Here is a 13,324-nt window from a genome sequence, read left to right as displayed (position 1 = left end):
TTCCTCCTCCACGACATCCCGCGAGACTTCACGTGCGTCACGAATAACCCGGGTTTCGAGGACATACGCGAAGTCTCGCGGTGGGGGTGAGGCGGTGAGGGCTAAGGTGAAACGCGTGACTGAACGTCGTACCTATAGCTACCTGGGCCCTGCGGGCACCTTCACTGAAGCAGCACTCGACCAGGTGGCCGAGGCGCGTGGCCAGGACTGGCGTGCCGTACACAACGTCGGCGAAGCTCTGGCTGACGTGCTTGAGGGTCGCAGCTACGCGGCGATGATCGCGATCGAAAACTCCATCGAGGGTGGCGTCTCCACCACACAGGATGCTCTTGCGACTCTGCCTGGACTGCGCATCGTCGGCGAATACCTGGTGCGAGTCAACTTCGTTCTGGTCGCTCCGCGCGGCACGAAGCTCGAGGACGTCACCGTGATCGCGGCGCATCCTGTTGCCTACGCGCAGTGCCACGGCTGGCTGGGCGAGAATCTTCCGAACCATTCTCATGTTCCGGCGGCCAGCAACGTAGCATCCGCAATCGGCGTGCTGGACGGCTCCTTGCCCGCTCAGGCCGCGATCGCTCCTCCCGGGATCGTGCAGCACTACGACGTTGATGTGCTGGCATCCGAGATCGGCGACAACTCCGCGGCCGTCACGCGCTTCGTGCTCGTGACTCGCACCACCACTCCGCCAGATCCGACCGGCGCCGACAAGACCTCTCTGATCGTCGAGCTCCCGAACGACCGACCCGGTGCGCTGCTCGACATGCTCGAGCAGTTCTCGACACGAGGCATCAACCTCTCGCTGATCGAGTCCCGCCCCATCGGAGATGAGCTCGGCCGCTACCGATTCGTGCTCGACGCCGATGGTCACGTGCAGGATGAGCGGATGGCGGATGCTCTGCTCGGCATCCGTCGATTCAGCCCGCGCGTGGTGTTCCTCGGTTCATACCCGCGCGCCGACCGCCGGATCGTGCATTATCCGGACCGATACTCGGACGAGGTGTTCGTCGAAGCGCGCGACTGGCTCCGCGGGCTTCTCTCCGGCGCGCCGGAGGAGTAAGCGGGGCCTGACGCTCGTCGCGGAGGGCTGGCGGTACGCAGCCGGGCGCGAGCCCCCTACAACGCTGCGGCGATGAGCTCTAGCGTCCGCGCGCGGCCGGAAGCAGCATCCTTGGCCTCGGCCTCATAGGCGCCGGCCACGGGAGAGATCATGACCTCGTCGACGCCGTACTTCGCGGCGAACTCGCGCGTCTCGGCGGCAACGGACTCCCCGGTGCCGACGAACCAGCGCGAACGCCCGGCCTGGACGGCTTGATCGGTGGCGGCATCTGGTGTCGCAGCAAGCGCCTCTTCTACAGTCTCGAGTGCGGTCAGAGGCTTGTTAAGGCGCAGCCGAGCCATCATCCGCAGCTGCGGAAGGGCGCGCGCTTCGGCTTCAGCAATCGTCGGCGCGGCCACCACATTGACAGTGAGGAAAGTGCGCGGCTCCGGATGTTCCTCGCTGGGCTGGTATCCAGTGCGGTACAGATCGAGTGCGAGTTCAAGACCCTGGCCGGAGAAATGATTCGCGAACACGTAGGGCAGGCCATGGGACGCCGCGAGCTGCGCCGAGTAGTCACTTGAGCCCAGCAACCAGATCTCGGGGGAGCTGGTCGCGGCAGGTGTGGCGTGCACGATGTACTCGCCGCCGGAAGTGAATCGCAGGGTCGCGCCATCGCCCGCGAGGAACGCAGCGATGTCCTGCACGTGCCGTGGGAACTGCTCGACGTCGCTGGTCGTCCCTGATCCACGCAGCAGTTGCGTGATCACCGGATCGCTGCCTGGCGCGCGGCCAAGGCCGAGGTCGATGCGTCCCGGTGCGATGGCCTCGAGGGCCGCGAACTGCTCGGCAACGATGAGGGGCGCGTGGTTGGGCAGCATCACGCCGCCCGAGCCGAGCCGGATCTGCGTCGTGCGTCCGGCCGCGGCGGCGATCAGGACCGGAGGAGTGGTGGATGCCACAGCCGGCATGTTGTGGTGCTCGGCGAACCAGAAACGGCGATAGCCGAGCCGGTCAGCGATTTCGGCGAGCGAGAGCGACGCGGCAATCGCCTCGCTGCTGGTCTGGCCGGTGCGCACCGGAACGAGGTCGAGTACGGAGAGGGCAGGGGCTATGGCAGTCATCAAAGGGAGCAACGCCTGGCGATGGGCGCGCATTCCCTGCGAGGTACCCGGGTTCCCCGCGTGGCATTCGCGCGATGATGCACGTGCGACGCCGACGCCGGGTAAAGTGTCGTCGTGACATCACAAAGGCGTCCTCCCGGCTCGCAGGCTTCATTGCGTGAAGCCAACCGGCGGCGCGTCGTGGCCGCGATCAAGAAGCAGGGAAGCCTGACACAGGTCGAACTCGCTGCGGTGACAGGGTTGTCTGCCGCATCCGTGTCGAACATCGTCAAGGAGCTCACCGTAGGCGGAGTGCTGCGCACGGCACCTAGCATTCGCAGCGGGCGCCGCGCCACATTGGTCTCCTTTGCGCGCGCTGTCGGTCTCGTCGCCGGTGTCCATGTCGCCCCACGGCATTTACGTGTGGTGGTCGCCGATGTGAACGGCACCGTGCTCGGTGAGAACCACATGCCCTTAGCTCGTGATCACCGCGCGGACAACGAACTTGATCGGGCATCGCTCCTGCTGGCCGACATGCTGTCGAATCTCGAATCGGGCTTCGATGAGCTGCGCGGCGTGGGCATGGCGGTCTCGGCACCGATCGATCGGGCGGCGGGGCGCGTCGCGGGGCGGGGAATCCTGCGCGGCTGGACGGGAGTAGACATCGTCGAGGTTATGCACCGGCGACTGCGGCAGCCGATCTTCCTCGACAACGCCTCGAATCTCGCAACGCTCGCAGAGTCAAGGCTGGGCGCGGGGCGCGGTAAGCAGAACGTCATCTTCATCGATGCGGACGAGGGGATCGGCGCAGGGCTGCTCTTGGAGGGACGGTTGCTGCGCGGCCACAATGGCACAGCAGGCGAGCTCGGCCATACTGTCATTCTCGAAGATGGTCCGCTGTGCCGGTGCGGTAACAGGGGGTGCCTGGAGGCCATAGCCGGTGGCCCGGCAATCCTTGAGGAGCTGGGCGACGTGGGTGGGATCACCAAGGTCGGCGATGTCGTCGTGCGCGCGATGGCGAACGACGGCGAGTGCATTCGGGCGCTGGCCAGGGCCGGCCGTCACATCGGGCTGGCAGCCGGCAACCTGTGCAACCTCTTCGACCCCGAGCGGATCATCGTGGGCGGAGACCTCGCGCGCGCAGGTGAGCTGCTGCTGGGGCCGATCCGGCTGGCGATGGAGAACACGGTGATCGTCAGCGGCGACGGCGTACCAGACGTCGTGCAGGGACAGCTCGGTATCGGGGCGGCGGCGCGAGGTGCTGCGGTGCTGGCGATCGACGAAACAAATGTGCGTCAATCGGTTCTGTGAACAGATTGAGTTCAAGTCTTGACGCCAATGGATGAATCCTGCCATGCTCGGTGGGTCGACACAGTGGTCGGCACAGCTACGGAGGTTTTCAATGAAGAACACAACCAAGCGCGCGCTGGTGGCTGTTACCGCGCTCGCCCTTTCGATGGGCATGCTCTCGGCATGCTCCAACGCCACGCAGACCGGCGATGCGGCCCCCGCCGACGATGCGGCTCCAGCCGATGAAGGGGATGCATCGACCGCGACGATCGGGTTACTGCTTCCCGACAATGTCACCGAGCGCTATGCGAGCGCGGACAAGCCCTACTTCGAGGAGCGCGTCGCAGAACTGTGCGCCGACTGCACGGTGCTGTTCGCCAATGCTGACGGCGACGCAGCCAAGCAGCAGCAGCAGGCCGAGTCCATGCTCACGCAGGGTGTCGACGTGCTCGTGCTCGACCCGTTCGACGGTAAAGCCGCCGCCGCAATCGTCAATCAGGCCAAGGCCAAGGACATCCCGGTGATCTCCTACGACCGCCTTATCGACAGCCCAGATGTGTCCTACTACGTCTCGTTCGACAATGAAAAGGTGGGCGAACTGCAGGCGCAGGCGCTCGTGGACCGGATGAAGGAGCTCGGTCTGCCGGATGACTCCGGGATCATCATGGTCAACGGATCACCCACCGACCCCAACGCTGCGCAGTTCAAGAAGGGCGCGCACAGTGTCATCGACGCTTCCAGCCTGACGGTGCTCGCCGAGTATGACACTCCCGGATGGGAACCCCCCAAGGCGCAGAACTGGGTTGCTGGACAGGTGACGAAGTTCGGCGACAAAATCACCGGCGTATACGACGCTAACGACGACACCGCGGGCGGCGCAATCGCCGCGCTGAAGTCCGGCGGCATCACACCGCTCCCGCCCGTCACCGGTCAGGACGCGGCTCTGTCGGGCATCCAGCGCATCCTCTCCGGAGACCAGTACATGTCGGTGTACAAGGCCTTCAAGCCTGAGGCCTACCAGGCCGCCGAGCTGGCCGTTGCCCTCACTAAGGGAGAATCGCCGGAGGCCGATACCGAAGCCGATACGGCCAGCGGCGTCGCGATCCCGTCCTTCCTGCTGACGCCGGTTGCAGTCACGGTGGACAATATCAAGGACACCGTCGTCGCCGACGGGCTGTACACCATCGAGCAGATCTGCACCGCGGAGTACGCTGACGCCTGCGCCGAACACGGTCTGAAATAACTCGACCCTCTAAATGATCCGACCCGCGGTGTCGGCGTTTCGCCGGCACCGCGGCCTCATAACGAAGGATTCTCCGTGGCGCTAGCATCCGATCTTGACGAACAGCATGACGCTGTGCGTGAGCCGGTCCTGTCTATTCGAGGCATCTCCAAGGGATTCGGTGCAGTCAGGGCGCTGACCGATATCGACCTCGACGTGTACCCGGGCGAGGTCGTCGCGCTCGTCGGTGACAACGGTGCCGGTAAATCCACCCTGGTGAAGGTCCTCGCCGGCGTTCACACCGCGGACAGCGGCACCATCACCTTCAACGGCACACCAGCAACGATCCCGTCGCCGACTGCGTCGCGTGAACTGGGCATTGCGACGGTCTTCCAGGACCTGGCGCTCTGCGACAACCTCGACGTCGTCGCCAATCTGTTCCTCGGGAACGAGCGGGGAGTGGGGACTCTCGATGAGGAGCTGATGGAGCAGCAGGCGTGGGACCTGCTGCGTCAGCTTTCGGCAAAGATCCCCTCGGTGCGAATCGCCGTGGCATCTCTGTCGGGCGGGCAGCGCCAGACCGTCGCCATCGCCCGCTCCCTGATTGGCGAGCCGCGCATCGTCATCCTGGACGAGCCCACTGCGGCGCTGGGGGTGGCGCAGACCGCTGAAGTTCTCAACCTCATCGAGAGGCTGCGCGAGCGTGGTCTGGGTGTCATTCTGATCAGCCACAACATGGCCGATGTGCAGGCGGTCGCCGACCGCGTGCTGGTACTCAGACTCGGCCGCAACAACGGCATTTTCCGAACCGCGGATGTCAGCTATGAGGACATTGTCGCTGCGATCACCGGCGCCACAGACAACCCGGTCAGCACCCGTGCCGCGTCGCGAAACGACGGGCAGATCGACGAGAAAGACGCGTGATGAGCACACCACAGCCTGTGAAGGACAATTCCATGCCCACCACCAGCGCCCTCGACCTGCAGGACGAACGGCTGGTGCGCGGAGAGGGGCTCCGCGGTGCGGCCGCCGCATTCGGCACCCGCATCCGCACCGGCGATCTGGGGTCGCTGCCGATCTTCCTGGGGTTGGTGGTCATCGGGGTCGTCTTTCAGCTACTGAACCCGCACTTCCTCGCGGCTGACAACCTGGTCAACCTCACGCTGCAGTGCGCGGCGGGCGGGACTATCGCGCTGGGTGTGGTCGTGGTGCTCCTAGTCGCCCAGATTGACCTGTCGATCGGTTCGCTCAGTGGGCTGTCCTCGGCGATCCTCGGCGTGACCTTCGTGAACATGAACTGGCCGATCTGGCTGGCGATTCTGCTCGCCATCGCGGTGGGGGCGCTGATCGGGTTCTTCTACGGATTCCTGTTCACCCGGTTCGGAGTCCCGACGTTCGTGGTCACGCTGGCGGGTCTGCTCGGCTTCTTAGGGTTGCAGCTGTGGGTTCTGGGGCCCACCGGCACGATCAACCTGCCGTACTCATCCTGGCTGGTGCAGTTCGCGACTTCCTGGTTCCTGCCACCGTGGCTGGCCTATCTCATTGCCGGTATCGCTGTCGCAGGGATCGTGCTGAGCGACCTTGCGCGAGCGCGCCGGAGGACGAAGGCAGGGCTGTCGACAGGGCCAGTGTCGATCATCGTCATCAAGGCCGTCCTCATCGCCGTTGGTGCCGTCGGCGCCATCGCATACCTTGCGACCGACCGCGGTGTGGGCGTGATGTTCCTGACGTTCATCGTGTTCGTCGCCGTGATGGCATATCTGCTCACCCGTACGCGCTGGGGGCGCTGGATCTACGCGGTGGGCGGCAATGTTGAGGCAGCCCGACGCGCCGGCATCAACGTGAAGGCCATCTACATCTCAGCGCTCATGGTCGGCACAGTTCTCGCGACAGTGGGCGGCCTGATGGCGGCGGCACGGCTGACCGCGGCGAGCATCTCCAGCGGTGGCGGAACGACGAACCTCATTGCGATTGCAGCGGCGGTCATCGGAGGCACGAGTCTGTTCGGCGGACGCGGATCGGCGTGGTCCGCACTGCTGGGCATCTTCGTAATCATGTCGATCCAGAACGGTTTGACGCTTCTGAGCCTCGACTCGTCCGTGCAGTTCATGGTCACCGGTGCCGTGCTGCTGCTCGCGGTGATCATCGACTCGTTGTCACGGAAGTCCCGGGCTCTACACGGACAATCCTGACGCGCCTCAGGCGCCTTGGCCCGGGCGGAGCGGGCATGCATCGGGCGATTGGGAGCGCTCTCATGAAATTGTGGTACCGTCTGGTGCGCCTGTGGGGGATCACTCGGCGCGCCGGGCGCAATGTGCGCCAGCCGGTTGTGCGATAGCACGGCCGGTGAAGCGGATTTTCGTGCGCGCTGCGCACAAAAAAGGGGGAACGCATGACGATACGTCAATTCAGGCGCGGGGGCGCACTCGGCTCACCGTCATCAAAGGCCGGGAGCGCGCGACGTCTGCTCGCAGCTGCAGCCGCGCTTGCTGTTGCAGGCACGGGACTTATTGTCAGCTCAACCGCTGCTGTCGCGGCACCGGTGGCTGCGGCTGCTTGCAGCGCGGTCAACCCGATGGGTGCGGCCACTCCAACCGGTTCTGAGAACGGGTACACCGTCTTCGTGCGCGATAACGCGATCTTCGCCAACAGTGAGACCGAGGGCACCATCGCAGTCGGTGGCACCGCTACCTTCGGCGATCCCCGGGGCAATGCGAACCAGCAGTACCCCATCATGCACGGCAATGTGGGCGGCAACGCAGATTACTCAGTGCCTACTATCGACGGCGCGCCGAACCGTGTCCTGATCCAGGAGTTCGCGACCAACGGACCAAAAATTGTTCAGGTCAAGGCGCAGGGCGCCACTGGCGCCGACGCCGAAGCGGGCGCCAAAATCGGTGACCAGTCCACTCCTGCCGGGTATACGTTCGGCCCAATGTTTGGCGGGACTGGGACTACATTCTTCCCGGCTGGCGGCGGCAACCAGAGCCCGCAGATCGATTCCACGGTGCAGACGTGGACTGATCTCGCTGCGGCTCAGGAGAGCTGGGGCATTGACGGTGATGTGCTCTCACACTTTCCGGCAGATAACGGCACGTCTGTGATCGAGTCGTTTACCGATTGGCAGCCCGCTGGAATCCCGGCGGATCCCAATCTGCCTATTGAGCTCAGCGTTGAAGGTCCAAGCAAGCTACCGCTTTCTGACTTCGCCGGAATCAGCAAATACGAGCTCGCGGGTTATTCGGAGACGTCGTTCCTTGTGATCACGGTCGACCCCACGGACGTCGTGGATGGTCGGGTAACCCTGCCGTCATACGCATCCAATGGTAAAGACAGTGCAGGGAAGGAAGGCATCAGCCATATCCTCTTCGATTTCAGCGCCATTAGCGGCGAAATCGAGGTTGTCACCCCTAACGAACCGGTCCGTGGTTCCATCTACGCGCCGAACACGCACATCGTGTTCCCCGCTGAATCCGACGGTGGACGCGAGTTTGAGGGCCAGATTATCGCTCAGAATCTGACCGCGCTCCAGGGTGGCAAGGAAATCCACACCAACCTCTTCAAGGGTCGCTTCCCGTGCAGCAGCGTTGAGGGGACCTTTAACCTGCAAAAGAACCTCGCGGGTGTTGACGCAGCCGCGTTCCCCGCCGGAACCACGTTTCCGGTGACGGCGACGTGGGAGGGTGGCGAGCAAGTTTTCGAGCTTCCTGCTGACGGGACTGTAGTTTCGTCGGGTGTGTCCCTGCCCGAGGGTACGGTGGTGACATTCGCCGAGGGTGATCTGCCTGCTGCCCCCGAGGGGTACTCGTTCGTATCGAAGGGCCTGTCGGCTGACACGGTTACGATCCTTGCGGACGGGAACGCGAATATTGCGTGGACCGTCACCAACACCTACGCGACCGACGCCGTCGACGCCGCCGATGCTGATGCGACGGACGCGACGGATGCGACTGACGCGACGGATGCGGCTGACGCGACGGACGCGACGGATGCGGCTGACGCGACGGATGCTGACGCGACGGATGCTGCTGACGCGACGGACGCGACGGACGCGACGGACGCGACGGACGCGACGGACGCGACGGACGCGACGGACGCGACGGACGCGACGGACGCTGCTGACGCGACTGACGCCACGGACGCGACTGACGCCACGGACGCGACTGACGCGACGGACGCGACCGACGCGACGGACGCGACTGATGCGGCTGATGCAACTGATGCAACTGACGCAACTGACGCAACTGACGCAACTGACGCAACTGACGCAACTGACGCTGCTGACGCGACTGACGCTGACGCTGCTGACGCTGCTGACGCTGCTGACGCTGCTGACGCTGCTGACGCGACGGACGCGACGGACGCTGACGCCCCGGACGCGACTGACGCGACTGACGCCACGGACGCGACTGACGCGACTGACGCGACTGACGCCACGGACGCGACTGACGCAACTGACGCCACGAACTCTGACGCTGCTGACGCTGACGCAACCGACGCCGATGCATCCGATGCGACCGTCACGGACGCAGACGGCTCGGGTAACGCCGGTTCCGCAGCCGGGGCCGACTCCAACCTCGCTGCGACGGGTAGCTCGATTCCGACGATCTCGATCGCTGCGGGTGTGGCACTCCTGCTCGCCGGAGTTGTCGTAGCGTTCCTCACTCGAGCACGCCGCCGGGTCTGATCCCAGGGCCAACGGCCTCCACGCGAAACGCCGCGGACATCGCATCCTGATGTCCGCGGCGTTTCGCGTTCAGATCCGAAGTATGCAGCCGTGCGAAAAGCGGGACTCGATAATCTAAATAGATGGATGCCACGCTGTTCTACGTGCTCGTCGGTGCCGTCGTCGTGGCGGCCATCGCGCGCTGGCGGGGGTGGCCGGCGCCTCTGCTGGTCACGGTCGTGGCGCTCGCGGCATCCTTTCTGCCGTTCATTCCAGAACTGGAAATTGACGGACATGTGCTGCTGAACGTCGTGCTGCCGCCGCTGCTGTACTCCGCCGCGCTCGATGTCTCATTCGTCGGATTCAAGCGCAGCCTGCCGCAGATCCGTCGGCTCGGCATCTGGCTGGTGCTGCTGACCGCGGTTGTCGTCGGCCTGGTCGCGTGGCTCATCCTGCCAGCACTGACTCTGCCGGGTGCGCTGCTGCTCGGGGCGATCGTCGCCCCGCCGGATGCCGTGTCCGCTGCCGCCATCGGCCGAAAGCTCGGACTTCCCAGGCGCATCATGACGGTGCTCTCAGGGGAGAGTCTGATCAACGATGCCACGTCGCTGACGCTGTACCGGGTGTTCGCGGCCATCATCGCCGGGGCTGCACTGAACGTGTGGGATGGCATCTGGCAGTTCGCGCTGGCGGTCGTGATCGGCGTGGTGGTCGGTCTGGTCTTCGGCATCGTGCTGCACCAGCTGCGCATGCGCGTCGCCGACCCGGTGGTGATCGGCACGTTCGGGCTGCTGGTGCCGTTCGGCGCCTATGCGATCGCCGAGCATCTGGGTGGCTCCGGTGTGCTCGCGGTCGTCGCGATGGGTCTGTACGTCGGCTTCAACGCTCCGCGCACCGACTACACGACAAGGCAGCAGGAGGCGCCGCTGTGGCTGTCGGCCGACCTGCTGCTGGAGAGCTTCGTCTTCGCGTACATCGGGCTGATGTTCCGTCGTGTGCTGAGTGACCTGGGATCCGAGTCCGTCGAGCACATTCTGCTGCTCTCCGGTGCTGTGCTGCTCACCGTGTTGCTGGTGCGGCCGCTGTACATCTATCCCGCACACGCATTCGCGCGCTGGCAGCAGCGCGTGCGGCTCAGACGTTGGGAACGCGCGAGCACGGCCGGGAGATTCGAGCAGAAGCAGCGCACGCGGCCGGGGCGTCAACCGACTACCGCGGAGCAGATGAAGAAGCGATTGACTGAGCCCGAGCTGAGCTGGAAGGACAACGCGATCATCTCCTGGGCGGGGATGCGCGGTGTGGTGACATTGGCGACCGCGCTCGCTGCCGCCGACCTGGCAGCGCTCGATGACAAGTCTTCGCACGCCGTCGTGGTCGTCGCGTTCATCGTCACGGTGGCGACCCTGATGCTGCAGGGGTTGACGCTGCCGTTCCTGATCAAGAAATTGGGGATCGCGAGTGATGTCGATCAGGCGGAAGATGCCAGAGCGACCGCGGCGGTGCGCAAGCGTAGTCGCGAGGCGGGCATGGCGTTCCTCGAGGAGAAGCGCGATGAATGGACGGCGAAGTATGGGCCGTCCGAAATGAAGACGTTCGACGTGTTCACCAAGCGAATGTCACGGGTGGAGACGGAGACCGAACAGATACAGGTCGTCGAAGAGAACGTGGTGCGCCCGTCCTATGACGATCTCACGGCCTTGATGAAGGGCTGGCTGCACGTGCGGCGCGAGGTTCTGCTTGCTGAGCGCGACGCCGACAACCTCGACGAAGAGGTGATGCGTGAGCTCATGGCCGCGATCGACGCTGAGGAGCTCGCCCTCGATACGAGGGGTGCCACCAGGCCGCAGTCGCGGGCATAGGGTCACTGCCGATTACGTGGATGCTCCTTGGCAGCGCGTTCGTTTCCGTGCTTGTAGTTGCCGGTCCAGCGGGCCATCGTGCCCTGCGGATCAGAGGCGACGGCTTCGAGGAACTCCGCGGCTCGTGCGCCGCGCAAGACGGTCGCCTGTCGTCCGTGGTGGGTGATCACCACGCTGCCGTCCGCGCGCACCTGAAAATCGAATCCCATGACCGAGAGTCTTTCAGCGCTGAGCGATCGGCGCCACTTTCAGCCGGGCGCGGAGACGACTCAGGCGAAGATGACGAAGGATGCCGGGTGACGGATGCCGAAGCATCCGTCACCCTGTCAGACGTTGCCTCAGCGCGCGCCGATGGCCTCGGCCTCCTGCTCCTCGGCCGAGTCGTCCGCAAACGGAAGTCCCTCACGATCGGCGTTGTACAGCTCCTCATCGAGGATGCCTTCGCGCTTCGCGACGATCGTGGGCACGAGTGCCTGGCCTGCGACGTTCACTGCGGTGCGGCCCATGTCGAGGATCGGGTCGATCGCGAGCAGCAGGCCGACGCCCTCGAGCGGCAGTCCGAGGGTGGACAGCGTGAGCGTCAGCATGACGGTCGCCCCGGTCGTACCGGCAGTCGCCGCCGAACCCAGAACCGATACGAGCACGATCAGTAGGTACTGCACGATGTTCAGCTCGATGCCGAAGAACTGTGCGACGAAGATCGCGGCGATCGCCGGGTAGATCGCGGCGCATCCGTCCATCTTTGTGGTGGAGCCGAAGGGAACGGCGAAGGATGCGTATGAACTTGGCACGCCGAGGTTTCGCTCCGTGACGCGCTCGGTGAGCGGGAGAGTACCGATGGAGGAGCGGCTGACGAATCCGAGCTGCACGGCGGGCCAGACGCCGGTGAAGTACTGCTTGATCGACAGGCCGTGAGCCCTGATCAGCACTGGGTAGACCACGAAGATGACGAGGGCCAGGCCGATGTAGACGGCGGCGGCGAACCAGGCGAGCGAGGCGAGCTTCTCCCAGCCGTACTTGATCACCGCGGATCCGATCAGACCGAAGGTTCCGAGAGGTGCGATGCGGATGATCCACCACAGCACGCGCTGGATGACCTTCAGCAGCGACTCGGTGAAGGCGAGGAACGGCTCGGCCTTCTTGCCTGCCTTGAGTGCTGCGATGCCGATGACGGTGGCGACGACGATGACCTGCAGGATGTTGAAGTTGATGCTGGATGCCACCACGCCTGCCTCGGCGTCGAACGAGCTGCGTACTCCGATGCCGAGGAAGTTCTGCGGGATCAGGCCGATCAGGAAGTTCCACCAGGTGCCGACTGCGTAGGGCTCGCCGGGAGTGAGGCCGTCGCCCGCACGAGAGCCAGGCTGGATGACCAGACCAAGGACGATGCCGATCGTCACGGCGATGAACGCGGTGATCGCGAACCAGAGCAGGGTCTGACCGGCCAGACGGGCGGCGTTCTGCACGCGGCGCAGATTCGAGATGCTGGCGACGATCGCCGTAAAGATCAGCGGGACGACAGCGGCGCGCAGGATCGTGACGTACGAGCTGCCGATCGTGTCAAGGGTGGCGGAGAGGCCGTTCGGACTATCCGCGGTGGCGCCGAAGTTGCGGCCGATGAGGCCGGCGATGATGCCCAGGATGAGGGCGGCGAGGATCTGGAACCCGAACGAGGTCAGGAGCTTCCTCGCGGGGCTGCGGGTGTCTGGCGCCTTTTGGGTACGAGTGGTGGTGCTCATTGAGACTCCAAGTCGATGCGCGCCGGATGCGCGCGATGGGTCAACGCTAGGAGTCCATCGGCGGTAGGTGGTGGAGATGACGAAGGATGACGGAGTGGAGCGTCGGTGGTCGCGTTGCTCAGCCGGCGCGGCGGCGGCCGTCGCTTGAGCTGACGGGGAACATCTCCAACGTGACGTCCTTGAGGAAATAGTCAATGGGCGTGCGCATCGCTATTGCGATGCGCAGCAAGGTGTGGATGCTCGGCATCGCGCGGCCGGATTCATACGCCCGGACGTTGGATGAGTCGATGTCTGCGCGCACGGCGAGCTGGTCCTGAGTCATCGTCGACGACTCGCGAGCGGTGCGGATGCGTTCCCCAATGTGTGCGGCGGCAGGGGAGGGAACGCGGGGCATTACTCAAGCGTCTGA

At 64.7% G+C, this 13,324-nt stretch carries 11 protein-coding genes; 7 read left to right on the top strand and 4 right to left on the bottom strand.

Annotated features, from left to right (window positions below; translation table 11 throughout):
* Positions 1-106 precede the first annotated feature (106 nt).
* Positions 107-1,057 (top strand): prephenate dehydratase, encoded by a 951-nt coding sequence (pheA, locus tag ACSU04_RS11905; protein ID WP_439285331.1) that lies wholly within the window; start codon positions 107-109, stop codon positions 1,055-1,057.
* A gap of 56 nt (positions 1,058-1,113) precedes the next feature.
* Here the strand turns inward: pheA and ACSU04_RS11900 are convergent, their stop codons facing one another.
* A complete protein-coding gene (locus ACSU04_RS11900; RefSeq protein WP_439289657.1) occupies positions 1,114-2,160 on the bottom strand; it encodes an LLM class flavin-dependent oxidoreductase in 1,047 nt (348 codons plus the stop codon).
* A gap of 114 nt (positions 2,161-2,274) precedes the next feature.
* On the opposite strand from ACSU04_RS11900, the gene ACSU04_RS11895 reads away from it, so the two are divergent.
* The 6 genes from ACSU04_RS11895 (at position 2,275) to ACSU04_RS11870 (ending at position 11,176) form a co-directional block, all read left to right on the top strand.
* Positions 2,275-3,450: an ROK family transcriptional regulator gene (locus tag ACSU04_RS11895; protein ID WP_439289656.1), complete on the top strand. Its 1,176-nt coding sequence runs from the start codon at positions 2,275-2,277 to the stop codon at positions 3,448-3,450.
* A gap of 91 nt (positions 3,451-3,541) precedes the next feature.
* Positions 3,542-4,672 carry an ABC transporter substrate-binding protein gene (locus tag ACSU04_RS11890; RefSeq protein ID WP_439289655.1) on the top strand — a complete coding sequence of 377 codons (1,131 nt, stop codon included), beginning with the start codon at positions 3,542-3,544 and terminating at the stop codon, positions 4,670-4,672.
* Positions 4,673-4,747: 75 nt separating this feature from the next.
* Entirely contained in the window at positions 4,748-5,575 is an 828-nt protein-coding gene (locus ACSU04_RS11885; protein ID WP_439289654.1) for an ATP-binding cassette domain-containing protein, read from the top strand.
* Between the two features lie 32 nt (positions 5,576-5,607).
* Positions 5,608-6,843: a sugar ABC transporter permease gene (locus ACSU04_RS11880; protein ID WP_439285339.1), complete on the top strand. Its 1,236-nt coding sequence runs from the start codon at positions 5,608-5,610 to the stop codon at positions 6,841-6,843.
* A gap of 200 nt (positions 6,844-7,043) precedes the next feature.
* Positions 7,044-9,338, top strand: coding sequence for a collagen-binding domain-containing protein (locus ACSU04_RS11875; protein WP_439289653.1), 2,295 nt, complete (start codon positions 7,044-7,046; stop codon positions 9,336-9,338).
* 122 nt (positions 9,339-9,460) lie between these two features.
* The gene (locus tag ACSU04_RS11870; RefSeq protein WP_439289652.1) at positions 9,461-11,176 is read left to right on the top strand and encodes a cation:proton antiporter; all 1,716 of its coding nucleotides are present in this window, start codon (positions 9,461-9,463) and stop codon (positions 11,174-11,176) included.
* A 2-nt stretch (positions 11,177-11,178) separates the two neighbouring features.
* Here ACSU04_RS11870 and ACSU04_RS11865 read toward each other — a convergent pair whose 3' ends face one another.
* The 3 genes from ACSU04_RS11865 to ACSU04_RS11855 form a co-directional block, all read right to left on the bottom strand.
* The gene (locus ACSU04_RS11865; RefSeq protein WP_439289651.1) at positions 11,179-11,385 is read right to left on the bottom strand and encodes a hypothetical protein; all 207 of its coding nucleotides are present in this window, start codon (positions 11,383-11,385) and stop codon (positions 11,179-11,181) included.
* A gap of 129 nt (positions 11,386-11,514) precedes the next feature.
* Entirely contained in the window at positions 11,515-12,915 is a 1,401-nt protein-coding gene (locus tag ACSU04_RS11860) for a dicarboxylate/amino acid:cation symporter (protein WP_439289650.1), read from the bottom strand.
* 118 nt (positions 12,916-13,033) lie between these two features.
* A complete protein-coding gene (locus ACSU04_RS11855) occupies positions 13,034-13,309 on the bottom strand; it encodes a helix-turn-helix domain-containing protein (RefSeq protein WP_439289649.1) in 276 nt (91 codons plus the stop codon).
* Between the last annotated feature and the right edge of the window lie 15 nt (positions 13,310-13,324).

The organism is Microbacterium sp. A84 (assembly GCF_051842815.1).
Lineage (GTDB): Bacteria > Actinomycetota > Actinomycetes > Actinomycetales > Microbacteriaceae > Microbacterium.
The sequence above is the reverse complement of the archived record's forward strand: the minus strand, read 5'-3'. Positions and strand labels throughout refer to the sequence as shown.

Coding starts and splice junctions, on each gene's coding strand:
- ACSU04_RS11870 (WP_439289652.1), top strand. CDS start 9,461: ATGGATGCCACGCTGTTCTACGTGCTCGTCGGTGCCGTCGTCGTGGCG.
- ACSU04_RS11900 (WP_439289657.1), bottom strand. CDS start 2,160: ATGACTGCCATAGCCCCTGCCCTCTCCGTACTCGACCTCGTTCCGGTG.
- ACSU04_RS11855 (WP_439289649.1), bottom strand. CDS start 13,309: ATGCCCCGCGTTCCCTCCCCTGCCGCCGCACACATTGGGGAACGCATC.
- ACSU04_RS11875 (WP_439289653.1), top strand. CDS start 7,044: ATGACGATACGTCAATTCAGGCGCGGGGGCGCACTCGGCTCACCGTCA.
- ACSU04_RS11890 (WP_439289655.1), top strand. CDS start 3,542: ATGAAGAACACAACCAAGCGCGCGCTGGTGGCTGTTACCGCGCTCGCC.
- ACSU04_RS11865 (WP_439289651.1), bottom strand. CDS start 11,385: ATGGGATTCGATTTTCAGGTGCGCGCGGACGGCAGCGTGGTGATCACC.
- ACSU04_RS11880 (WP_439285339.1), top strand. CDS start 5,608: ATGCCCACCACCAGCGCCCTCGACCTGCAGGACGAACGGCTGGTGCGC.
- ACSU04_RS11860 (WP_439289650.1), bottom strand. CDS start 12,915: ATGAGCACCACCACTCGTACCCAAAAGGCGCCAGACACCCGCAGCCCC.